Below are 22639 nucleotides of genomic sequence, written 5' to 3' on the forward strand. Positions count from 1 at the left end.
TGTCCCAGGCCTTGTCCGGTATCAACAGCCGGTAACCACTGAGGGTATCGGCCAGGAGGCTGCCGGAGTGCGCCTGCACACGGGTAAAGATGTGCTGGCCGGCGATCTCTGCCACCGTCCGGTTCTCACCTGCCGGGCGGATCAACTGGAAACCGGAACTCAGCCGCTGGACGCTGCCGGGGCGCTCCATGTCAGTGCTGAAGTGATGCAGGTTGCCGGAGTGCTTGCTGAACATAATGTAATAAACACTCTGGCCTCGCACCACCTTATGGACCGGCAAGTGCTCTTCGCGCAGTGCCCTCCGGACAGGCTCATTGATCGTACGTAAACGGCTACCATCGTCTGTATTGTCCGGCGCTTCGCCATCCAGCAGGCTGCTCAGGAAGGCAATATGAGTTCGGGTGTCATCGTCATAAAAACCGGTCTTCAGTAGCCGTCGATTGGCGTAGTCATCGACGACCCGAAAGGGAATCAGTCCCTGGTTGGATGGCGTGGTGTTGGATGCCGTTATTGGTGGGGCAGGAGGGACGCTGAGCTGGTCATCCAGGGTTTCCGCCGCAATTACCTGATGAGTCAGCTGGCCGGATGGGCTGGCGGTCAACAGGTAATAATAAGGGGCATCAAACACCAGCAATTGGGAATCATCTTTGACCCGCACTGTCTTTGATACACTGTTACCAAACCAGGTGCCATATTTGCTGGCGTCAAGTTCATGGAGGTGCTTGATTTCCCGGTTCAGGGCCCCGGCGCTCTGGAATAATACCCGGCCTTTGTCGCGGTCAAAAAAATAGTAGCCCGTAGCCGGGCTTCCCTGGACCAGTTGCAGATCACTAAGGGCAAGGAGCCGGATTTCCTCACCGTGAAGGGTATCGTACCAGAGCCGGATCCGGTCTAACTGACCCCAGTGCGCCCTGGGCAGTCCCAGCTTGTCAGGGAAGCAGCGGTAGGGTTTTTGAAGATACTCATTGACCTGTCGGTCACAGTCCTGCTTGCGTTGCAGCCAGGCCGGGTTCTGCTCGATCCGCGAGGGCCGATCGGGCCCCATGGGTGGTGGATCAAAGGCACTGTTCAACTTCCACGGCTGCGGTTTTTCAGGCGCCAACCAGATTTTCAGCCACTGCTCCGGCGCTCCGGCCATACAGCGTGCACGGATCTGAGGTGAAAAGTCACAGTCTTTTAGCTCCAGCCGGAGGAACCGGCTGGCCCTCCTGGTGTAACGGCTCATGATTCTGTTCAGTTTCGATGCCCTTGACGACTTGTCATTCAGTCCTCCAGTGTCGTACAAACGATGAATCACTTTGCCATCCCGCCGCCACTCAAACAGTCCGTTGACATCCTCGGCCATCACTCTATACGAAACGTCTGGCGTTGGGGCAGGAAACTGGAAACGGGTCTCACCCAGCGTAAGGGTCCAGGTTTTTTCGCTCTGGTTCAGTTCGGATGAACAGCGTACCGACAAGCCTTCCCACTGAGTAATGCAGATATAGGGGAGCTCTCCATCGTAGCTCAACATCCAGGTAGAGGCCGACCCACGTGGGTGAAGGCGGATGCGGTGGCCACCGTTGGACATGAGGACGTTGGTGTTATTGGCTCCTTTGGGGCTGTACAGGTCGTAATCCAACAGTTTGGAAAATTCATCATCGACCTCGCGAAAGAAGACGATGTGATTCTTGTTATTGAGATACAGGCTGGTGGTTGAATGACGGAACTTCAGGCCGTCCGTACCGGTGAGCATTTGTCCGAGGTATTTATAGAGATAGGAGATGGTAGATGAGCCATCTACCGTATGCTTGGTGAGCTGTTTTCTTGCCACTTTTTTCCGGTAAAACCGTTTCAGCTTGCTATCGCTAACGGCATCCAGAAGCTGCGCACCGGGAGAACTGCTGTCTGGAGAACTCCCCGGAAAGTCCTTCTCCTCGTCATAGGCAAAGGGCGTGTAGCGGAGCCTGGCCTCCCACTCGGGTACGGAAGGCATTAAAATGATGAGTTTATCGGTCATCTGCCCAAGGTTGTGGAACACGCCGTTTTCGCATTGGTACCCGGTTAAACGTGACTCCTTCTTACATAAGGTCGCCAGAGCGTCGTCGATCAGGTTAAAGGGGACAGAAGAGTAGTCGATCCGGTTGACTTCGGTGGCGCATTTATGGGTAATTTTTACCATAGGGGGCACATTCTTGCACTTTTTCGAGTCCCAGTCTTTATTACTGCGGGCGACGAAGGTTGTCCGGTTTGAATAGCCGCCACCGTAGGTCAGGGTCTGGTTCACCAGATTGATCGACTTGATGTTCAGGATCAGGGGATTCTTGTCATCCCCGCTGATCAAAGCATTGAGGGTCTGGTTGCCGGCCAGGAAACTTCCGGGATCCAGTTGAGCGTGCATCGGGTCAAAGACCTGTGCCGCCTTACCCGAGACTTCCCGTAACTTTTTATAGTTCAGCCTGTTTAACTTCCTTTGATAATGGCTATCAAAAATATTTCTGACAAAGTGCATGATCCCGTCAATCATGAACCCGAATGGCCCGGCAAAATCTGAGATGATGGAGACAGCCGCATCCACCGACTCAAAGATCACTCTGGATTTCAGTAGTTCCCTGACTTCCGGGTCCTCTTCGGTCTCATATTCGATCACGGTCAGGGTGAGACTGCTAGCCTGCACGCCGAAACCCGCTAAGGGTATAAAACGAGCAGCTTTTTTGCCTGCTCCTTTGGCTTTTTTCAGTCCTCCGGGTAACTTGGATCCGCTATTTGCCGGTAACTTTGGCGCTGCCTTATTAGAAGGAAGTGATGGCAAGACAGCTGGGGCGATCACCTTGATCCCGCGTCGCCCGAGATCAATCATCTCAATCCCTTGTAATGCCATCGCCGTATAAAAAACCGTCTGACGCCCGATATAAATCTGCTGTTGGGTGTCCGTCATATTCCCGGGCGAGGAATTTTTATAATGATGTCCTATGGGGGCAATCCCTGTCATCAGGTCGTAAAGGCCTATAAAAGACCTGAGCCTTTCCAGACTGCCGGTGGAGGTTTTTTTCCCCTTGACTAACATCCCCTGGCGACCCTCTTTCTGGAGAAAGCCCCGGAAGCGGCCAAGGGCTCCGGACGTAAACCGAATGTTCTTTCGGGCCAGGGTGTCGGGCTCCATAAAGTCCATGCGCCAGCCACGGACATCCCGACGAAGGGTGTCCAGTTGGGGGACCATGCTGTCGGGGAGTGAGTGCCGGGCTTTAATGTCGCTCAGGGCGGAGCCAAACTCCAGCAGCCGCTGCCTGAATTCGCTCCGCTTACTGGCGACAATGGATAGACTATCCACTGTCGCTGATTGGAGCTTCGCTGGCACCAAAGTATGGCCAGACGCGCGGGGTGGCAAATACCGGAGAGCTTTTGAATCCGATGGCCGGGGTGGTATCAGCACAGTGGTTTCGCCGGGAAACAGCCGATATTCCGGCTGTCCGCTGGCCGGAGAGCGCAGCACAAGAGTGTCTATCGCCGGACGGTCCTTTGGCATCAGACGCTCGATATCCTTTACCATTCGCTTGAAGGTACGGATGCTTTGGCTCCTGGGTTCGATAATCAGCTCGCCCACCAGGGGTTTGCCGTTAGCAGGCGATTGGCTCATAAAGTTTTTCAGGGCATTCAGGGCTATGATTCCGCGGGGCTGGTCGCTGTTGGCAAGATTGCTGACGGTCAGGGTGGCGATGCGGCCGCCCGGGGCGAAATCAGTGACCAGTGTCGTTAATGCACGGGTGATCAGTCTGGCTGGCCGGCCAATGAGGGTGACGCGATTGCCCTCCCCCCCGGCGATGGCTGACTGAACCCGGCCATCAGGTTTAAGCAACACATAACCGCCAGAGGGGGTGGCTCTGAGTAGCAGGGGCTGCCCATTCAAGGTCCCGGCCTTTATCCGATGTTGGGCGCGGGTAAACGATGTGTCGTCCAGGGCAATGACAGAGTGCATGCCTCGGGTGTCTGCTAACGCGGCCTTGCCTTCCTGACGACGAAATCTAGTGAAAAACGCCTGCAGCCAGAGTTCCCCCTCGTCGGAAGTATTGAGCAGGGCGATATCGGTTTTATCTTCGAGATAGAGTTGAGTATCGGGGCCGGAAAGTAACCGGAGGGCATTCGCCAGCTCTTTACGTCGAGCGTCACAGCGGGCGCTATTGGCTGATCTTCGGCTCCTGCTACAAGACAACGATGGCAGGTTTCTGAAAACCTTGATGTTTTCAAAATCATTTTTGAATAGCGCGTTAAGCGTGGCGACATCTTTTGCCTTTGTATGATCGAGAGGGTAGATGTCGTATGACCTTACCTCTACCCGTCTTTTGAGAGTTGCAAAAGCCCTTTTCTTTGCTTCTTCACTCTGGAAGCTGCTCATTGCCCGCTCAAGCTGGTGGACTTCGTAAGGCTCGGTGTGGAGACATGCGTAGAGAACAAACCATTCCTGATACGAGGAAGAAACCAGCGCCAGACGGAGTGTGTCTTCCATACGAACAGTTTGTCTCCTGTCCGGATTCGCGAAAACAACTTTTTCAGTCGCCGGTTGCTCCACTAATCCATGTAAGAGCGCTTCTTGAAAATCATCGTATAATGAGTATTGACTGGCATCTTTTCTGTTATCTTGAAGGGCGAAGTCGTTTGTGGGTCTGCGCACCTCATCTTCCGATCTATCAGAGTCAGACTCAGCTTCGATCGAACTATCTATTACGACCACGGGCGCGCGAACCTCACCTTGCGAGGCAGGCCTGGCTTCGACCGAACTATCTGTTTCGAGTGGGGTAGGGCCGAACTTATCTCCAACTATGGCTGTGACCAAAGTGACTTTGAGTTCTGAATCGATAGACTTATGGTGGACTATGGTATCGATTAAATTCTCTTTGGTGGTCTCATCAACAGGCTTGCTTCTGACTTCGACTTTGATCAAATCCTCTTTGAGTCCGGCTTCGATAAACTCATGTTCGACTACGGTTTTAATCAAATCCTCTTTGGGTCCGGTATCGGTATGCCTGACTTCGGGTCCGGTATCGGTACGCCTGACTTCGGGTTCGGTGCTGGTGTGCCCAACTTTGTGTCTGATACCGGTAAACTTGATTTGGGGTGCCAGGGAGGCCAACCCGAATCTGGCCTGGTATGTAACGGTGTTGTCGTTAGTCAGGGTAAAAACAATACGGTTGAGTTCAGAATAGGGTCTATCTTCAGAGGCTGCCGGCCCACCAGAATCCCCCCCGGTCGTTTGCTGAGGAACGCCTGCTGACAGTGGACCTCGAACGGCAACAGCTGTATTTGCACGGATGCGTACTCTGGTCAACTCCCTCAGAACTTCAGGTATAACATAATCTCTACGGCTGGCATCCAATGTACCCGCAGAACCCGGAATGTTTTGTGCAGAGTTATCAAAAAAGAATGTTATGCTTTGAACGGTGGTATCCGTGGGAATCGCCATATTTAAAAGCGATGATAGCTCTGCCACTATTTCCCGTGAGAAGAAAGAGGAGCTTTGACTCAGCCTATCGGGGTAATAGAGCATTCCGGTTATGATGACTCTGGTGTCTTCGCCAATATTATTGGGTGGTTCTCCTTTTACTGTTATAAGTTTTTTTCCTCCCTTTGGAGAAACATCAACAGCGTCGTACAAAACGCTGCCTTTTTCAGTTTTGTACATTTTATAAATATCATAAGACTTTGTTAAAGATTGCGCTTTAGCGTCATTATTATCACAAACATTAATTACTATTAATTTGTCGTATTCACGTTCACGTACAATATGTAAATCGTCCATGTCAGGGTTATAAGATTCCCTGTTATAAAAGGGGGTGTTCGCTAACAGGTTATCAGTTAGACGGATTAAAGGCCTTCCATTTATTTGCAATTTTATTATTCTTTGAAAAGCGTCATAACCTAATTGATTAATAATGTCGTAGTCAAACTCCCTGGTATTATCTGAAAGAGCAGGTAACATTCTTACAACTTTATCAATCCTGTCGCCGGAGACAGTGACTCTGTTTTCTCTGTAGAATTTTTCGATACTTTCTTTTGTTCCAGGCAAGAGTTCTTCTATGTTTATCGATGATTTTCTTAAATTACCCGCAGTTTCTTGCAGAAAACGCATTTCATCGAGCAGCATTTTGAATACTGGATTTCTCAGGCGAGACGCTACCATTATTGGCTGGATTGTAGCAGCAAGAGATCTGGCGACAATATTTTCTTCAGAATTTACTTTTGTATTTAAAAATATTTTATAGCGGCCACTTGCGGATAGGCTGTGCTCTTCCAGAGCATGGAACAGGTCACCAATAGGGGTGTTATCTACGATGCCTTTGATCTGACTAAGCAGTACTTTCGGTAGGTTTTTGTCGTATGCCTCAAAATAAGGAGCAGGATCTTGAATAATTTTTTCTGAAAACAGTTTCTCTAAAACAGCGCGTATCTTAGCTCTTTCAAGCTGTTTTCTCCTCTCATCACCTACTGCCGTTCCCGATATCGGGTCGAGCAAATTACCCCTTTTTAAAAAGGGATCGCGCTTCAGCTTTGGCATTATTCCTTTATCAATATATACTCCGCCAAGATCGTATTCATGAGTCAGTCCTATATATCTTTCGATTATTATAGGGTTAGTAAAACTTAAACTGTGCCTGATAAAATCACTGTTGACTTTTTCAAAATGCCCCGTGTCTTTATGAACTTCAGCATTGCTGATGGAATTTTTAATTTCATTTAAGAAGTTGTTGACTCTGGTTATTTGGATGTTAAACGCCGTCTTTACATTATCTGAAAAATCAGATGTCATTATATTCAGGCTTTCTATGGCAGCATCCTTGCCCATAAAACTGTCAACTTTTGCCCAGATGCTATCCCTCAACTGTGCAAGATCAACAGGATAATCTTTCTCAATAGTTATTTTGTTTCTCTCAGAAAAAAGCAGCGAATATAGAATCTTTTGATATATCAAACGTTCGGGAGCCCATACATGGACTGTATGCAGCGGGTTCACTCCGGCCCATATTGCCAGAACACTGAACTCCCAGCCCACTACAGGACCGACAATACTGAAATGAATATCCTTGGGTACTCTGATGTTTGGACTTGGCATGATAACACCTGACAGACTGCCCCACATGGTTTGGGGGGGTCGCAAAACTCCAACCACTCGTTCCCACGCTGGGACCCACAGGGCCTAAAAGCATGGGAGCCAGAGTTTTGCGACAGCCTCAGTTTCGGTTACGACACTCGATTTTTCATTGGTGTGTGGTTGCAGGGCTTTAGATACGAAAAAATTCCATCTTGCAGTGTAGTTCGGAATTGAGACAGTTACCTTCTTAACATTCTTATATAATAAAAGTGTCGTATTAACTTTTAGCTACAGTGGTTTTTAATTTTTATTAATAATCTTTCGTCGTTTATATTTTCAGCGTTGTCACCTATGACCAGGCTGCACAGGTAATGAACCAGCCGTTGCCGCTACTAAAAATCTGACATAATCTGTAATTATCTAGTGCACTCAAGCTCTGATATCCGTACACCCCCCCCCTCGTTCCCACGCAAAGCGAGGGTGTCGCAAAAGCCCAACAACTCGTTCCCATGCTCCGAGGTCGTCATTCCCGCGAAGGCGGGAATCCAGCGCCAACGGTGGATCTCTGCCTTCTCAGGGATGACAAGGCCAGGGGGCACCGGGCAGTACGGTTCTGGTGGTGAGTCAGTGTGGATCCCCGCCTTCGCGGGAATGACGACGTCAGAGCATGGGGACGAGCTGTTGGAGTTTTGCGACACCCTCAAAGCGTGGGAACGAGGGGGTTTTATGTATATCAAGGCTTGGTTGCACTGGACTTATCTACGCCGTCACCATGGATGTACGACGAATCGTGTCTAACTCCACTCTCGCGCAGGGTGTCCCGGTAAAGCCTGCACAGACGTTGTACTCTTTACTATGGGCATCCTGCTGCTGGTTAACCGGCAACTGGGACGGCCTTCCGACACGGTCTCGCAGCCTTACCGCCTCTTCAAATACGGTGTGCACATCTTGACTCATATTGGCCAGCAGCCCAGTATCAAAAGGCTCCCAGCCCACCCTCCGGGCAACATCAGCACCGGCTTTTTCCAATGAGGCGACCATGGATGTCCCTGATCCATGCCATGAGGCGACTATACAGAAGGGTTTCTCGCAGTAGCAGCGCGCCAAAATCGGAGGACATTCCACCCACGTTGAAGTCGTATCTTACGGTTTTACCATTAGATGGATGAAATCGAAGCTGTTTTTGTGCAGATTGAGTCACGACAAGTTCCGGTTTGCTTCTTCCGAAGCTTATTTTTGGTCGACCCAATCATATCAGGTGATTGGGCGGAACCTGCTCTTCTTTATGAAATATCCGGGATAGAACCTTGTTCTCTGCTGGAGCTGTCAGTATAACAATTGCCAACCGTGGTGCTTCAGTGTCCGCTGATGCTTCCTCTTCCATGCCGGTGTCCGGTAGCCGGACTTCACCATAGTCCTCACCGTGACTTGAAATGGCATGAACCGTAGAGCCGGTATCAATATGTGTTTTCAATTTCTCCATACAAGTTTGACTGGTGGCTATCTCTGCATGGGAAAACCTTGCGCCTGAGCATAGCGGGAGGCTGTGATCAGTATTCGCAAGCTTAAAAGTGATCGATGCATCAGCAGGAGTCTTCAGTGGTGCTGGTTTTGAGAGTGGCACGCCTGCGTGGAGATGTGGAGCCAGAAAGCTGACCATCAAGGTTAGAACCCATACACTGGTGAGCAACCATGAGCTGTAAAAAGATTGGATTTTCATAGAGTATTCCAAGGATTAGTGGAAAATACTGAGGGTAGGGAGCCTGATGAAGGATAGAAGGTATCTCAACGGTTACAAGGACGACAGTGAGTGTGGATCGGGGCAATAAAAAAGCGTACAAATAAAAGGACGTACACAAATAAAAGGGCACCCTTACACAAATAAAAGGACACTCTTAAATTTTATGAATATATCCAGTACAAGCTGGCTCACAACCAGAGGTTTGTTGTCAGGGCAACACAAAACCGAATTTTGATTGACCATGACCAACTTCTTTTTGATGCCCTGGCTGAAGAGCCAGCCTTGGGAGCTTTTACGATTAAAGTGCCTCAGCGTGGAGGTCGAAATGCACGTAAAGCACGCGAAGGCTGGGCAAAACTGCAAGACCGTCTCCACACCTACCGGATGACAAGGGGTGTGGAGATCTGACTAAGATACAGCTTTACCTCGTTCCCACGCTGGGACCCGCAGGGCCTAAAAGCATGGGAGCGAGTCAAAATGGAGCAGCGCCAGAAAGGTTAGAGCTCAACTCCGTTAAGGGGATACCAGTCTTTTTCCATTAGCTTTTCATAAGACCATGGGCAGGTATCAGGGAAGCTGCTGTTGTCCAGTTTTGGGCATTCAGTGGGGATATGGCGATTCATTTCCCGAATGGCTCCTTTTTTCCCATCAGGGTAAGACTCAACTAAAGCATCTTCCACCCGTTGTTCTAAACTGTGATTTTTTCTTAATAATTTATTAATACCGTCCCTTGCATTATCAATAGAGTTTAGCCACCCGTTTATGACCCGTTTTGTAGCTACAGTATTCCGCAGCACACTGGTTTGGTAGTCACACTTAAGAAGATGAAGTATGAGATTGGTTAGAAAATGTTCAAGATTATCGACTTTTGATTCTATGCCCAACTCCAAATCCTCTAACAGATTTTCTAAATCCAACTGGTCAAAGTGATGATTTCTCAGCAAAGCTACCTGATTGGATAACCACTGGTGATAATCAGTTTCGTATAAATTACTCATAAATGTTCACTCCATTAAACGGATACCATTCTTCAGCCATCAACCGCTCCCTCCCATCTCTGGGGATAAGTCGGCCAGCAGGTCTGAGTTTCACTTTTGTTCGAGGTTTGAGGATAGCATTTGGTGAGGGGGGTGCAAGTTGTTGGCGGGGGGTTCACCTGGTGAGTAGACCGGCGGAACTTCGCCGCCAGCCCCTCTCAGAACAGTACGTGAACCTCTCGATTCATACCGCTCCCATCAGGCAGGCTACCTCATTAGCCAAAATTTACTCGGGGGATACCTGTCTTCCAGCAGGTATTCCTTGCTAAACCTTGATATCATGATTTGCCCTGTTTTTATTCAACACCTCATCCCACATGGTCAGGTAGTTGTGATCCTTCAACAGGTTGCTGGCTACACCCTTACAGGCATCCAGACAAGATCCTGCTTTCAGAATGACAAACAAGCTCCCTCCCATATCGTTGGGTATTTATAAAAAACTGCCTGACGCCACCCCTTCGCTTCACTCCCATTACAGAAGCTTCAACACTACTACGAGTGGCTCCGCCCCAGTGCGCGGCTTCGGTACTCAGTCTCTTGTGGGGGTTCCACTTGAGATTCTCCCTTAACATCCGCACGACTGGTTCCCGCAGTTCCATAGGAAAGCCCGATACAGAGTCATGCCTTCTATACGCCGGACACCGCCTACACAACATTCGGAATGCGCCTGTAGGCTGACCACCGGAGGGGAACGTGCCTTCGACGACCGACTCCGGCGGGCCTACCGCCATCTTTCCAATAGCTTCCACACACCCAGGCTAATCATCCCTTATCATTCTGATTGTGTGCTACGGCACACCGTTCCCACGCTGCAGCATGGGCACCAGAGTTTTGCTACAGCCTCAGTTTCGGTTACGACACTCGATTCTCACTGGTTTGTGGTTGCAGGGCTTTAAATACGAAAAAATTCCACCATGCAGTGTAGTTCGGAATTACGACAGTGACCTTATTATCTATTTTATATAATAAATGTGTCGTGTATAATTCTTAGCGTCAGAGTTTTATAATTTTTTATTAATTATCCTACGTCGTTTATATTTCTGACGTTGTCACCAACGGCCAGGCTGCACAGGTAATCAACCAGCCATTGCCGCTACTAAAAATCTGACATAATCTGAAATTATCTGGACTTGTCTACACTGCCACCATGGATGCACGACGAATCGTGTCTAACTCCACTCTCGCGTAGGGTGTTCCGGTAAAGCCTGCACAGATGTTGGCTCTTGAGCCAATGCTTTGCCAGCAAATATCTTGAAAAAAACCTTGTTACTACTCTTGATCAGCTACAATTGCCATGTTTTGCTCGCTACTTGGTTCTTCTCATATGAAAACTCCATCCTACTTAGCCGCCTCTGCAACTCTGGCCGCGTTTATTCACTGCAATACCACCATGGCATGGACTTCGGTAAGGACGAGCTCCGACTCCGTTCGGCCTAACTCAAAGGTACTGCAACTATATCGAAACTCTGCCGATGGCGATGAAATTAATTACATCTATTACGATATAGACAAAAGGCGATTGCTTTGGAAAGTTGTTAAGAATGCTAGTCACGAAGAATCTTATGAGCAACTATTACCTGATTTTATTGGTAGTGTCAGCGCATCTGTATTCAAAGGTGATCACTTGTACATCGCTGGGCAGTTGCAATACAAACAAGAGTGGTTTATTAGCGCTTTGAATCCAAATGGTAAAGTTATTTGGGTTAGGCAGGGTAATGATAACGATCCTTCCAGCATACCAAAAGATATTACCTTTTATAAGATCATGACAACGGAAGAAGAAAAAGTAATTTATGCTGTTGGTAAAACACCCAGCGCAGAAATTGTTTTGGAATTAAATTCTGAGAATGGTTCAGATGTTTCTGGGGAAGCATTTAATAAATTTTCAAATAGAAAGCTACTTAATACTTCAAGTAACTCGAATGATGATGGAATCCTTTCGCATGAGCACGATGCGTATTCTGGTCAGCTTGAACACCCATTCTGGTTCATTTGAACACCCTGGATCTCCTACGCATCACCCAGTCTGATTTTTAGTCCAAGTGTTCAAGTGTTTCCAGTTTTCCCAGCTTCTTGCGCATGGATTCCCCTTTCAGCGTAATCCTGTGGGCGTTGTGCATCAGGCGATCCAGAATGGCGTCTGCCAGTGTCTCATCACCGATGCTGCCATGCCATTGCCGGGTCGGTAGCTGGCTGGTAACCAACGTTGAACTTTGTTCGTGACGGTCATCCATCACTTCCAGTAAATCGTTGCGTTGCTGCTGGGTCAGAGGTTCCAGTCCCCAGTCATCCAGTATCAACAAATCCACCTTCGCCAGTTGCTTGAGTTGCCTGCTGTAGCTGCCATCACCATGGGCAAGGCTCAGCTCTTCCAGTAAGCGCGAGAGTCGGTAATAGCGGACACTGTAACCCTGTATGCAGGCCCGGTGTCCCAGTGCACAAGCCAGGTAACTTTTACCACTGCCACAAGGTCCGGTAATCAGCAGGTTCCTGTGCCTATTTAACCAATCCTCGCTGGACAATGTGGCTATTTGGACTTTCTTCAACCCCCGGGGATGTTCGTAGTCAATGTCGTCTACCCGTGCAGCCAGCTTAAACCTGGCCGCCCTCAGTAACCGGGCAAGACGTTTGTTATTGCGCTCGGTCTCTTCCTGTTCTGTCAGGAGGGCCAGCCGCTCCACAAAGCTCAGGCTGTCGTAGGTGCCGGGCTGCTCCAGTTGCTGAGCCAGGGCATCGGCCATGCCTGTCAGGCGCAGTGACCGCAGACGGGTCAGAGTTTGATTCATCATGATACGTCTCCGGTTACTGATAGCTGGCTGCACCACGAACATTTTCGTGGCTGTCATGAAGAGGTAGTGTCGTTTGTTTCACCTCAGGTTGAAGAGCCTGTTTGTCTTTACCTGATTGCAGGATCGCCCGGATATTCTTGAGTCGGTAACCTTTGATTTTCCGGGCATGGGCGCAAGCATTGTTTAACCGGTCAGCTCCGTAATCCCGTTTGAGGTTCAATAACCCCAGGCAAGACCGATAAGCCTGCTCCGGATGCTCACGACTGTTCAACAGATACTGAGTTATCCAGTGAACATCGGGGCCCAGCTGTTTTGCCCACTCCAGCAGTCGTTCCGGTGTCCACTCCTGGTGCTTGCTATGTCGTTCAGGCATATGGGCTGATTGAGTGGTAAAACCGGTTGTGAACTTACGGGGGTGACAGGCCACAACTTCACCTTTGCAGAAGACAGTGACCGTATGTTCTGTTGCCTGAACTTCCACCTCTTTCTTGACCAGCTGATGAGGCACTGAGTAGTAATGGCCTTTACAGTGAATGTGATAGTCAATGTTCACCCTGGCTTTGCTGAACTCAGCGTACTCAAAGGCCTGTTTGGGCAAAGGTCGCAAAGCGGGTTCATCCAGTTGCTCAAAGGTACTTCGTCGTGTACCTGGCAGTTTTTGAAAGGGCTTAAGGTTGAGTTCAGTCAATAGCTCCCGTATACGACTGTTCAGTTCTGCCAGGGTAAAGAAGGTCTCATGACGAAGTCTGGCCAGTATCCAGCGTTCAACCAACTGCACACCCACTTCGGCTTTCGCCTTGTCCTTGGGCTTGTAGGGCCGAGCTGGAATGACCGCCACCTGGTAGTGGTTGGCCAGGTGTTGGTAAGCCGGGTTCAGGTCCGGTTCATAACGGCAAGCCTTACTGACACCGCTCCGGAGGTTGTCTGGTACCACGACAGCTGGAATACCTCCAAAGAACTCAAAGGCCCGAACATGAGACCCCAGCCAGTCTTCGGACTTCTGGGACAGGGTGGCTTCTGCGTAGGTGTAGTTAGAGGCTCCCATCACCGCTACGAAAATCTGGGCGTTATGGGCGATCTCACCGGTCTTTGGATTAACGACAGGGACCGTAAGACCGGCGTAGTCTACAAACAATTTTTCACCCGCCTTGTGATGCTGTCGCATGGAACGTTTCTGGCAGCCCAGCCACTGGTTGTAGCGGTGACAAAACTGCGAGTAGCTGTAGGCATTGAGAGTGCTCTCCTGGCAGTACTCCTCCCAGAGTATTTGCTTGGTCACCTCCTTGCGCTTGAGTGACTGGTGAATAACGCCCCAGTCCGGGTCGACCAGACCTTGGCGGCTCGACAGTGGGGCCTCAGGGAATAGTGTCTGCACCAAGGTAGCCTCAGAGCAATCCGAGGGCAGAGGCCAGCTCAGAGGCGACCGCTCAAAGGCCTGAACATAGTTGGACACATTGCCAACACTGACCCGCGTGCTGCGAGCTATTTGCCGGATGCTGAGGCGATACTCAAAGCGCATCCTAAGTATTTCTTGAAGTTTTCGCATGGAAATCCTGTTATCTGACATGGCTGCTGTCCTTCCTGTTTAGAAAGGTCAGCGGCTAAAGTTCAAGGAAATCAATGCGTAAGAGATAATCTACCGAAAGAAGAGGTTTCAGATTCTGGAGGCTTGAACACAGATTCTGGGCAGTTGAACAGCGATTCTGAAAATAGCCAAAAAGTGTTCAAGAGTTACCAGAATGGGTGTTCAAGCGCTACCAGAATAGGTGTTCAAGAGTTACCAGAATGGATGTTCAAGTGATGCCAGAATATCCAGCAGGGGACTACGATTAGCAGGAAGCCCGCCGTTGCAAATCCTGCAATAGCAGCAACAGAGCTGTACCAGTAATTACACTTAGTATCCTTGATATGTAGTAAGAATCCTTTATAGGTGATTGTACAGTAAGCCCCCTGGCAGTTAGGCAATCGACCGACGTCGGGTAAATCACCTTGCTGACTACTACACTCATTGCAATCGTACTCGACAACAGTACTGTCGCGTTTAGTTTCTACACAATTACTTGATTGTCTGGTCGCTAACGATCGAGATCTTCGGCAATGCTGGTTTTGCGAAGTAACACAAAGTAGCCTCCCATTTTGAAAAACAGGCTCACCGTCGTTTAAAAGCTGAGTATCATCGCCATTGTGAACCGTACAAAGTTCACCTTTACAATTGTCAAGTACGACCTGATTGGCTATAGACCGCTTATGCAGGTTATCTTCGTCGTGTCCTGCCCTGTGAACTGTGACCGTTGAGTTAGATGATATTTCATTGATATGGATAGCAGGCCATAGAACCTTGTTCTCTGCTGGAGCTGTCAGTATAACAATTGCCAACCGTGGTGCTTCAGTGTGCGCTGATGCTTCCTCTTCCATGCCGGTGTCCGGTAGCCGGACTTCACCATAGTCCTCACCGTGACTTGAAATGGCATGAACCGTAGAGCCGGTATCAATATGTGTTTTCAATTTCTCCATACAAGTCTGACTGGTGGCTATCTCTGCATGGGAAAACCTTGCGCCTGAGCATAGCGGGTGGCTGTGATCAGTATTCGCAAGCTTAAAAGTGATCGATGCATCAGCAGGAGTCTTCAGTGGTGCTGGTTTTGAGAGTGGCACGCCTGCGTGGAGATGTCGAGCCAGAAAGCTGACCATCAAGGTTAGAACCCATACACTGGTGAGCAACCATGAGCTGTAAAAAGATTGGATTTTCATAGAGTATTCCAAGGATTAGTGGAAAATGCTGAGGGTAGGGAGCCTGATGAAGGATAGAAGGTATCTCAACGGTTACAAGGACGACAGTGAGTGTGGATCGGAGCAATAAAAAAGCGTACAAATAAAAGGACGTACACAAATAAAAGGACACTCTTAAATTTTATGAATATATCCTGTACAAGCTGGCTCACAACCAGAGGTTTGTTATCAGGGCAACACAAAACCGAATTTTGATTGACCATGACCAACTTCTTTTTGATGCCCTGGCTGAAGAGCCAGCCTTGGGAGCTTTTACGATTAAAGTGCCTCAGCGTGGAGGTCGAAATGCACGTAAAGCACGCGAAGGCTGGGCAAAACTGCAAGACCGTCTCCACACCTACCGGATGACAAGGGGTGTGGAGATCTGACTAAGAGACAGCTTTACCTCGTTCCCACGCTGGGACCCGCAGGGCCTAAAAGCATGGGAGCGAGTCAAAATGGAGCAGCGCCAGAAAGGTTAGAGTTCAACTCCGTTAAGGGGATACCAGTCTTTTTCCATTAGCTTTTCATAAGACCATGGGCAGGTATCAGGGAAGCTGCTGTTGTCCAGTTTTGGGCATTTAGTGGGGATATGGCGATTCATTTCCCCGATAGCACCCTCTTTGGCATCTGGGTAAGCACCATTCAAAGCACCCTCAACCCGTCTTTCTAAACAAGCGTTCTTCCGCATTAACTTATTAATCTCACGCCTTGCATTATCAATAGAGTTCAGCCACCCATTGATAACTCTTTCCGTGGCAACCGAATCTCTTAATACTGTTGTTTGATAATCACACTTGAGTAAATGGAGAATAAGATTGGTTAGAAAACGTTCAAGATTATCGACTTTTGATTCTATGCCCAACTCCAAATCCTCTAACAGATTTTCTAAATCCAACTGGTCAAAGTGATGATTTCGCAGCAAGGCTACCTGATTGGATAACCACTGTTGATAATCAGTTTCGTATAAATTACTCATAATGTTCACTCCATTAAACGGATACCATTCTTCAGCCATCAACCGCTCCCTCCCAGTCGCGCTCCAGGCGCTTGGTGGGATACCCCCCATCCCTGGGGATAAGTCGGCCAGCAGGTCTGAGTTTCACTTTTGTTCGAGGTTTGAGGATAGCATTTGGTGAGGGGGGTGCAAGTTGTTGGCTACACCCTTACAGGCATGCCTTCTATACGCCGGACACCGCCTACACAACATTCGGAGTGCGCCTGTAGGCTGATCACCGGAGGGGAACGTGCCTTCGACGACCGACTCCGGCGGGCCTACCGCCATCTTTCCAATAGCTTCCACACACTCAGGTTAATCATCCCTTATCATTCTGATTGTGTGCTACGGCACACCGTTCCCACGCTCTGAGGGTGTCGCAAAACTCCAACCACTCGTTCCCACGCTGCAGCATGGGCACCAGAGTTTTGCTACAGCCTCAGTTTCGGTTACGACACTCGATTTTCACTGGCCTGTGGCTGCAGGGCTTTAAATACGAAAAAATTCCACCATGCAGTGTAGTTCGGAATTACGACAGTGACCTTATTATCTATTTTATATAATAAATATGTCGTGTATATTTTTTTATCGACAGAGTTTTATAATTTTTTATTAATTATCCTCCGTCGTTTATATTTCTGACATTGTCACCAACGGCCAGGCTGCACAGGTAATCAACCAGCCATTGCCACTACTAAAAATCTGACATAATCTGAAATTATCTGGACTTGTCTACGCTGTCACCATGAATGCACGACGAATCCTGTCTAACTCCACTCTCGCGTAGGCTGTCCCGGTAAAGCCTGCACAGATGTTGGCTCTTGAGCCAATGCTTTGCCAGCAAATATCTTGAAAAAAACCTTTGTACTTCTCTTGATCAGCTACAATTTCCATGTTTTGCTCACCACTTGGTTCTTCTCATATGAAAACTCCTTCCTGCTTTGCCGCCTCTGCAACTCTGGCCGCGTTTATTCACTGCAATACCACCATGGCATGGACTTCGGTAAGGACGAGCTCCGACTCCGTTCTGCCTAACTCAAAGGTACTGCAACTATTATATCGAAACCCTTCCGATGGCGATGGCGATGGCGATGAAATTAATTACATCTATTACGATATAGACAAAAGGCGGTTGCTTTGGAAAGTTGTTAAGAATGCTGGCCACGAAGAAACTTATGAGCAACTACTACCTGATTTTATTGGTAGTGTCAGCGCATCTGTATTCAAAGGTGATCACTTGTACATCGCTGGGCAGTTGCAATACAAACAAGAGTGGTTTATTAGCGCTTTGAATCCAAATGGTGAAGTTATTTGGATTAGGCAGGGAAATGATAATGATCCTTCCGGTATGCCAAAAGATATTACCTTTTATAAGATCATGACAACGGAAGAAGAAAAAGTAATTTATGCTGTTGGTAAAACACCCAGCGCAGAAATTGTTTTGGAATTAAATTCTGAGAATGGTTCAGATGTTTCTGGGGAAGCATTTAATAAATTTTCAAATAGAAAGCTACTTAATACTTCAAGTAACTCGAATGATGATGGAATCCTTTCGCATGAGCACGAAGTGAATTTTAGATATATTGAGTGGACAGCTGGAGTAGTTAGTTTTTTAGGCGCGTTAGCATTGGTGCCAGCTTCTTATGGTTTCTATAGATTTATAGTAAATATAAGAGAGAAACATAAGGCGAAAATTACTCATGCAAAGGATATAGAAAGTAATAGGCGAAAAATTGAAGGTGATTTAATAAGAAAAATGGCAAGACAGCAAACAAGCTTGTTATTCATGCCTCCTGATTCGTCTGTAGTTATTTTTCCTGATGTTTCCGTTATTGATAACCCTGAAGTTAATGTTATTGATAACTCTGAAGTTAATACTGATGCCGATCGCACTGAACAAGAGGAATTATTTACATCTTTGCAAAATGCGGTTCGCCAAGGGGACGTTGAAAAAGTTGGCAACCTGTTAGACTCTTCTCCGGATTTAATTGATCAATCGGATTCCTCTGGAGATACGCTGTTGCATATAGCCATAACTGCCAAAAAATTAAAGATGATTAAGCTTTTGCTCAGTAAAGGAATCAAGTGTGATGAAAGAAATAATCAGGGTTTTACCCCTTTGCATGTAGCTGCAACACAGGGGGACGTAAATACCTTAAAAGAACTCTTAGATAAAGAGGCAGATATAAAGCTACTTAACAGTCAGCAACACTCACCACTGCACTTAGCAATCATTAACAAACATCCTGAAGCTGTAAAGCTATTGATTAAAAGCCTAGCTGGTATTCCTGAGCAATTGAGAATTATCAATCAAGAAGACTATCAAGGCAATACACCTCTTCACTTAGTAATCATTAACAATCATCCTGTAGCTGTTGTAAAACAATTGATTAAAATTCCAACTCGTATTCCTGAGCGATTGAGAATTATCAATAAAGAAGACTGTCAAGGCAATACACCTCTTCACTTAGCAGTATTGGAAAGGAATACTAATTTCGTGACTTTACTTCTTAATTATGGTGCTAGCCAGGAACTATCCAACAATGATGGATTTACACCACTATACCTTGCTGCTATTAGTGGAGTACAAGGTGCAACACAAGATGCAATAATAAGAGTGTTATTAGAATGGAAATCTAAGTTTTCTCAAGATGAATTATCAGCACTTTTTCATATTGCCGCAAATTTCAATATTAAGTCCCTTATGGAAATGTTGCTAAATAGAGATCTACATCGTGGGCTTAAGTTTTATCAACCATGCAAGCGTGGGCTTAAGTTTTATCAACTATGCAAGCCTGATACAAAGGACCAGTTTTGCGTTCAAACTCAGTCAGGTCTAACTGTCTTACATGAGGCGGTTCTTGCTAATTCACATTCTGTAGTAGGGCTTCTAATAAAAGAGCGTTTGATAGAAATTAATGCAAAGGACGACCAAGGTAATACTTCGCTGCACTATGCAATCCAGAATAATGATATAGAAATGATTAAAATTCTTTTGAAAAATGGAGCAGGTATTAATATACAGAACAGCCTTGGTTACACACCTTTGCATTTTGCAGTTCTTCTGGAAAATAAGAAAGTTGTAGGTTGTCTAATGGAACATAAAGGTGAAATTGCCAACCCCAATATTTGTGCGAACGATGGCCGAACACCTTTATCTATTGCCTATAAAAGTAGGCTAATAGACATAGTAAAAGCTCTAGGTCAGGATAAAAGTTTACAATATATAGAAAATGATGAATTTATTAAACTTCTCAATCAGATTTATGTTTTGAAGAAGACTAAAGACGAAGAAATTCGTAAAAAACCTGACGACGAAGAAGGTCTTAAAAAACTTCACGACGAAGAAATTCGTAAAAAACTTCATGAATTTGATCCCGACAAGTCATTCAATCCAAATAAGCAATATTTTTCCGGCAATACGCCTTTGCATGTTGCTTTAAAAATGGAGCTTGACCAATTTTCTGTAATATTCATTAGTTTATACAAGCCAGATTTAAATATCCAGAATGATGAAGGGCAGACACCTCTACATCTTGCTTTATGTGTTGGAGGAAATCAAGAATCTATAAAATCAATAATACAACAAGAAATTACAAATTTAAATATTAAGAATAATGAAGGACAGACACCTCTGCATGTTGCTTTACATCATGGAAATGAAGCAACTATAGAATTATTAATAGATGGAGGTGTACTTTTAAATGTCACGAATAATGAAGGACAGACACCTCTGCATGTTGCTTCACTTTATGGAAATAAAGCAGCTGTAGAATTATTAATAGACGCAGGTGCAGATTTAAATTTCAAGAATAATAAAGGAGAGACACCTCTGAATGTTGCTTTACGTCGTAAAAATCAAGAAGCTATAAAATTATTAATAGAAAACACTGAAGGTTCACAATTAACGGATAAAAATAATGAGTCGGTTTTAGACTTGGCAGAGTCCATTGGTAATGACGAAGCTGCTTCATTGATTCGAAATAAAATTGAGAGTTCGAAGCCCAGCGAAACGAAAAGTGACTCTGAGCAGAACCCTCCTGTGGTTATTGAGCTGCAAAATTGAGGTGAAATTCATCCTCAACTTTAGAGTTCTCAAAGGACAATAGTTCTACTTATTCATCCAGATTCTGCTAAAAGCAAGCGCCTCAAGTCCAGTAAAAAGAGAGACGGTTGCCATGCTCAAGGTTGTGCATCAGGAAACCGAATATAAAACCGGACTTGGATGACGAGTCTGGCGGATCAGGCTGTCTCTTGCCTGTGGATTAAATCGAACGTTGGTTTTTGTCAAACTCTAAAGTCGAACACTTTAAAGATATTATGGAAAATGCTATACGTATCGATCATAGTTCTTATGTTGATACCTTACGGGAGATGACAGATGAGTCAATTTAAAACACTATTGGTTGAGGTTACTGAAGAAGCTGAGAAATGCATTGGCAACAGTGCTATAAAGATTGATGCAATAGATGGTAAGCTTGTGGTATTCCCTACAAAAGACCCAAACGCCACCCCTTTAAAATCCATCGACCCTGCCGAGGATAACCCGTTTCGGCAAAATTGTAAAAAATACAAAACCTTGATGAGTGCTAAGGAATAGGAGGGGTTGATTGATGAAGATAATCAATCAACTGGCCCTTGTTGATACCTGTATATTAATAGACTCGACTTTAGAGTTTTCAAAGGACAATAGTGCAACCAAGCCTTGATATTCATACAACCCCCTCGTACCCACGCTTCGCGTGGGAATGCATGCCTCACCTAACAAACTGGTACACATTTCAATGAGTTTGATGTGAACAATCCACGTTCATCCTGAGCGCCCTTCGACTCCGCTCAGGGTGAACGGAGTTTGGGTGCCATTGATAATCTGGAGCGTAGGAACGAGGGGTGTACGGATATCGGAGCTTGGCTGCACTAGTGTAGTGCGACCTAATTAACACTACATAAAAACTCCTAACAGTCTATTATGGATGTCATTCCAACCACTGCCTGTTTTTACTATGCGAGTTGCCACAGAGATAACACTTGATGCTTCTGAAGAAATACGACTCAGAAAGATTACTTCGTCAAATACTTGCCCCGTTCGCCTGGCCCGCCGTGCCCAGATTGTTCTTCTCGCTGCAGAAGGAAAAAGCAATCTTGAGATTGCGCAAATACTGAAGATCGGTCGTCATCAGGTCAGCCGCTGGCGTGACCGATATGCTCAGGAAGGTTTCTCCGGAATTGAACAGGATCGAGCTCGCAGTGGCCGTAAAAAGCAGATTGATGCTGCTGAGATTGTGAGTCTGACCACAAACACCCTTCCGGAAAATGCTACTCACTGGAGCACCCGAACTATGGCTGCTGTTAGCGGTATCAGTGAAAGAAGTGTTCGCAGGATATGGCATGCATATGGCCTCAAGCCTCACCTGGAAAAGACATTCAAGGTGTCCCGAGACCCGAAATTTGTGGAGAAGCTTGAAGATATTGTCGGACTCTATCTGTCTCCTCCTGAACATGCGTTGGTGCTGTGTTGTGATGAAAAAAGTCAGGTTCAGGCGCTCGATCGAACACAGCCTGGCTTACCGTTGAAGAGGGGGCGTGCCGCAACAATGACTCATGATTATAAACGACATGGTACAACCACTCTCTTTGCAGCGTTGAATGTACTTGATGGTGCTGTCATCGGTCAGTGCCAGCAGCGTCATACCCATGTGGAATGGTTGAAGTTTCTTAAACAGATAAATAGGGAAACGGCAAAAGACAAAGAGCTGCACCTGATTTGCGACAACTATGCAACTCACAAACACCCGAAGGTGCGAGAGTGGCTGGAAAAACATCCTCGTTTTCATATGCACTTTACGCCAACGTCAGCATCATGGTTAAACATGGTTGAGAGATTTTTTCGGGATCTCACGAGTCAGCGGTTACGCCGTGGTGTGTTTGTCAGTGTGCCAGAGCTAGTCAGTGCGATTGATGAATATATTGAAAAGCATAACCAAAATCCCAAGCCGTTTATCTGGACTGCTAAGGCAAATGACATCTTAGAAAAAGTCGTTCGGGCTAATCGCCGGTTAAGTTGCAAAAAGAACGACGCACTACACTAGTTTGTTGGGTGAGGTATGCATTCCCACGCTGGAGCGTGGGAACGAGGGGGTGTATGGATATCAGAGCTTGGGTGCAATAGTTCTACTTATTCATCCAGAATCTGCTAAAAAGCGCCAGAGGTTTTTTAATTTTTTATTAACTATACTACGTCGT

Annotated in this window: 15 protein-coding genes (1 of these 15 cut by a window edge); 4 read left to right on the forward strand and 11 right to left on the reverse strand. The window is 46.8% G+C overall.

Annotation, left to right across the window (positions count from 1 at the left end; all coding sequences use genetic code 11):
* From P6910_RS09180 to P6910_RS09205, 6 genes are all read right to left on the reverse strand, one after another.
* Positions 1–7084: the 5' portion of a hypothetical protein gene (locus tag P6910_RS09180; protein WP_317145972.1), read on the reverse strand. The gene continues 2909 nt to the left of window position 1, outside the view; the window shows 7084 of its 9993 coding nt (coding positions 1–7084); the start codon lies at positions 7082–7084; its stop codon lies off the left edge, out of view.
* A 395-nt stretch (positions 7085–7479) separates the two neighbouring features.
* The gene (locus tag P6910_RS09185; RefSeq protein WP_317145973.1) at positions 7480–7761 is read right to left on the reverse strand and encodes a hypothetical protein; all 282 of its coding nucleotides are present in this window, start codon (positions 7759–7761) and stop codon (positions 7480–7482) included.
* A gap of 61 nt (positions 7762–7822) precedes the next feature.
* Entirely contained in the window at positions 7823–8170 is a 348-nt protein-coding gene (locus tag P6910_RS09190; protein ID WP_317146604.1) for a hypothetical protein, read from the reverse strand.
* A gap of 142 nt (positions 8171–8312) precedes the next feature.
* Positions 8313–8783, reverse strand: coding sequence for a hypothetical protein (locus tag P6910_RS09195; protein WP_317145974.1), 471 nt, complete (start codon positions 8781–8783; stop codon positions 8313–8315).
* A gap of 518 nt (positions 8784–9301) precedes the next feature.
* On the reverse strand, positions 9302–9802 hold the full coding sequence (locus P6910_RS09200; protein ID WP_317145975.1) for a DUF29 domain-containing protein: 501 nt from the start codon (positions 9800–9802) through the stop codon (positions 9302–9304).
* 304 nt (positions 9803–10106) lie between these two features.
* Positions 10107–10247, reverse strand: coding sequence for a hypothetical protein (locus P6910_RS09205; protein ID WP_317145976.1), 141 nt, complete (start codon positions 10245–10247; stop codon positions 10107–10109).
* A gap of 918 nt (positions 10248–11165) precedes the next feature.
* Between P6910_RS09205 and P6910_RS09210 the strand changes: the two genes are divergently transcribed.
* The gene (locus tag P6910_RS09210) at positions 11166–11837 is read left to right on the forward strand and encodes a hypothetical protein (protein ID WP_317145977.1); all 672 of its coding nucleotides are present in this window, start codon (positions 11166–11168) and stop codon (positions 11835–11837) included.
* Between the two features lie 37 nt (positions 11838–11874).
* On the opposite strand, the gene istB is transcribed toward P6910_RS09210, so the two are convergent.
* The 5 genes from istB to P6910_RS09235 form a co-directional block, all read right to left on the reverse strand.
* Positions 11875–12633: an IS21-like element helper ATPase IstB gene (gene istB / locus P6910_RS09215; RefSeq protein WP_317146525.1), complete on the reverse strand. Its 759-nt coding sequence runs from the start codon at positions 12631–12633 to the stop codon at positions 11875–11877.
* 10 nt (positions 12634–12643) lie between these two features.
* Positions 12644–14197 carry an IS21 family transposase gene (istA, locus tag P6910_RS09220; RefSeq protein ID WP_317145978.1) on the reverse strand — a complete coding sequence of 518 codons (1554 nt, stop codon included), beginning with the start codon at positions 14195–14197 and terminating at the stop codon, positions 12644–12646.
* A 203-nt stretch (positions 14198–14400) separates the two neighbouring features.
* Positions 14401–15381: a hypothetical protein gene (locus P6910_RS09225; RefSeq protein WP_317145979.1), complete on the reverse strand. Its 981-nt coding sequence runs from the start codon at positions 15379–15381 to the stop codon at positions 14401–14403.
* A gap of 496 nt (positions 15382–15877) precedes the next feature.
* Positions 15878–16417: a DUF29 domain-containing protein gene (locus tag P6910_RS09230; RefSeq protein ID WP_317145980.1), complete on the reverse strand. Its 540-nt coding sequence runs from the start codon at positions 16415–16417 to the stop codon at positions 15878–15880.
* A 711-nt stretch (positions 16418–17128) separates the two neighbouring features.
* Positions 17129–17290 carry a hypothetical protein gene (locus P6910_RS09235; RefSeq protein ID WP_317145981.1) on the reverse strand — a complete coding sequence of 54 codons (162 nt, stop codon included), beginning with the start codon at positions 17288–17290 and terminating at the stop codon, positions 17129–17131.
* Between the two features lie 28 nt (positions 17291–17318).
* On the opposite strand from P6910_RS09235, the gene P6910_RS09240 reads away from it, so the two are divergent.
* The 3 genes from P6910_RS09240 (at position 17319) to P6910_RS09250 (ending at position 22485) form a co-directional block, all read left to right on the forward strand.
* Positions 17319–20462, forward strand: a complete 3144-nt coding sequence (locus tag P6910_RS09240; RefSeq protein WP_317145982.1) for an ankyrin repeat domain-containing protein — start codon at positions 17319–17321, stop codon at positions 20460–20462.
* A 315-nt stretch (positions 20463–20777) separates the two neighbouring features.
* Positions 20778–20996 carry a hypothetical protein gene (locus tag P6910_RS09245; RefSeq protein ID WP_317145983.1) on the forward strand — a complete coding sequence of 73 codons (219 nt, stop codon included), beginning with the start codon at positions 20778–20780 and terminating at the stop codon, positions 20994–20996.
* Between the two features lie 403 nt (positions 20997–21399).
* The gene (locus P6910_RS09250) at positions 21400–22485 is read left to right on the forward strand and encodes an IS630 family transposase (RefSeq protein ID WP_317146526.1); all 1086 of its coding nucleotides are present in this window, start codon (positions 21400–21402) and stop codon (positions 22483–22485) included.
* The last annotated feature ends 154 nt before the right edge of the window (positions 22486–22639 follow it).

This window comes from Endozoicomonas sp. 8E, from assembly GCF_032883915.1.
Classification (GTDB): domain Bacteria; phylum Pseudomonadota; class Gammaproteobacteria; order Pseudomonadales; family Endozoicomonadaceae; genus Endozoicomonas_A.

Bases quoted from the DNA above. Each gene is read 5' to 3' on its own strand.
- P6910_RS09200 (WP_317145975.1), bottom strand. From the start codon at position 9,802: ATGAGTAATTTATACGAAACTGATTATCACCAGTGGTTATCCAATCAG.
- P6910_RS09250 (WP_317146526.1), top strand. From the start codon at position 21,400: ATGCGAGTTGCCACAGAGATAACACTTGATGCTTCTGAAGAAATACGA.
- P6910_RS09225 (WP_317145979.1), bottom strand. From the start codon at position 15,381: ATGAAAATCCAATCTTTTTACAGCTCATGGTTGCTCACCAGTGTATGG.
- P6910_RS09240 (WP_317145982.1), top strand. From the start codon at position 17,319: ATGAAAACTCCTTCCTGCTTTGCCGCCTCTGCAACTCTGGCCGCGTTT.
- P6910_RS09235 (WP_317145981.1), bottom strand. From the start codon at position 17,290: ATGGAAATTGTAGCTGATCAAGAGAAGTACAAAGGTTTTTTTCAAGAT.
- P6910_RS09230 (WP_317145980.1), bottom strand. From the start codon at position 16,417: ATGGCTGAAGAATGGTATCCGTTTAATGGAGTGAACATTATGAGTAAT.
- P6910_RS09210 (WP_317145977.1), top strand. From the start codon at position 11,166: ATGAAAACTCCATCCTACTTAGCCGCCTCTGCAACTCTGGCCGCGTTT.
- P6910_RS09245 (WP_317145983.1), top strand. From the start codon at position 20,778: ATGAGTCAATTTAAAACACTATTGGTTGAGGTTACTGAAGAAGCTGAG.
- P6910_RS09195 (WP_317145974.1), bottom strand. From the start codon at position 8,783: ATGAAAATCCAATCTTTTTACAGCTCATGGTTGCTCACCAGTGTATGG.
- istA (WP_317145978.1), bottom strand. From the start codon at position 14,197: ATGTCAGATAACAGGATTTCCATGCGAAAACTTCAAGAAATACTTAGG.